This is a genomic window from Amycolatopsis acidicola, from assembly GCF_007713735.2.
GTDB classification, from domain to species: Bacteria; Actinomycetota; Actinomycetes; order Mycobacteriales; family Pseudonocardiaceae; genus Amycolatopsis_E; species Amycolatopsis_E acidicola.
The window spans coordinates 1-1,003 of sequence record NZ_VMNW02000195.1 but is presented as its reverse complement, the minus strand read 5'-3'; the positions used below and the strand labels follow the sequence as shown (position 1 = coordinate 1,003).

Here is a 1,003-nt window from a genome sequence, read left to right as displayed (position 1 = left end):
TGTACTGACCCGTGAGGTTGGGGACGCGGCTGGCGGGTGGTTGGCCGCCGAGCGCGGTGTGGCCGCGGTGGTGATTGTAGGTGTGCAGCCATCGCGGGAACGCTTCGCGGTGTTGGGTTTCGGACTGGTAGGGCTGGGCGTAGGCCCACTCGTCGAGCAGGGTGCGGTTGAACCGTTCCACTTTCCCGTTGGTTTGCGGCCGGTAGGGCCGGGTGCGTTTGTGTGTGATCCCAGCCGTGATGAGAGTCTCGCGCCAGAGTCGGGACTTGTAGCATGATCCGTTGTCGGTGAGCACCCGCTGGACGGTGATCCCGCTGGCAGCAAAGAAAATCTGAGCGCGCTGCCAGAACGCGACCGCGGTTTCCTTCTTCTCGTCGGGCAGGATTTCGCTGTAGGCGAGTCGGGAATGATCGTCCACGGCGTTGTGCAGGTAGCTGTAGCCGACATGGCTGCGGCCATGGGAGTCCAGGGTTTTGTCTGGCGTGCGGGTGCGGTGCCGCTGCCCGGCCTGACGGCCGACGGCCCGGTGGCCACCTCCGTCGGGGATGTTGCCCAGTTTCTTGATGTCCACGTGTACCAGCTCGCCCGGGGTGGCGCGCTCGTAGCGCCGCACCGGCCGGCCGATGGCACGGTCGAGGTGGGACAGGCGGGCCAGGCCGTAGCGGACCAGCACGCGATGCACGGTGGAGGGCACCAGCCGCAGCAACGACGCGATCCGGGCTGGCCCCCACCGCCTCAGCACCCGAACCTTGATGATCCGCCGCTCGGTGCGCGTCGGGGTGCGGCGCGGGCTGAAGTGCGGACGTGAGGACCGGTCGGTCATGCCCGCCTCGCCCTCGACGCGGTACCGGTTAGCCCAGCGTTGGGCGGTGGACACCGACACCTGGAACCGCTCAGCAGCTCGCCGTAGCGGCCATTCGTCGTCCACCACACAACGGGCCAGGCGCAGTCTGCCAGTCGGACTCAACGGGGCATTACGGTGTGACACGAGGACCTCCGTGGC

1 protein-coding gene is annotated in these 1,003 nt (G+C 67.7%); it reads right to left on the bottom strand.

Annotated elements, in window-relative coordinates; translation table 11 throughout:
- The coding region (locus tag FPZ12_RS45400) for an IS481 family transposase (RefSeq protein ID WP_144762698.1) at positions 1-988 on the bottom strand (988 nt) is incomplete at its 3' end.
- Positions 989-1,003 lie beyond the last annotated feature (15 nt).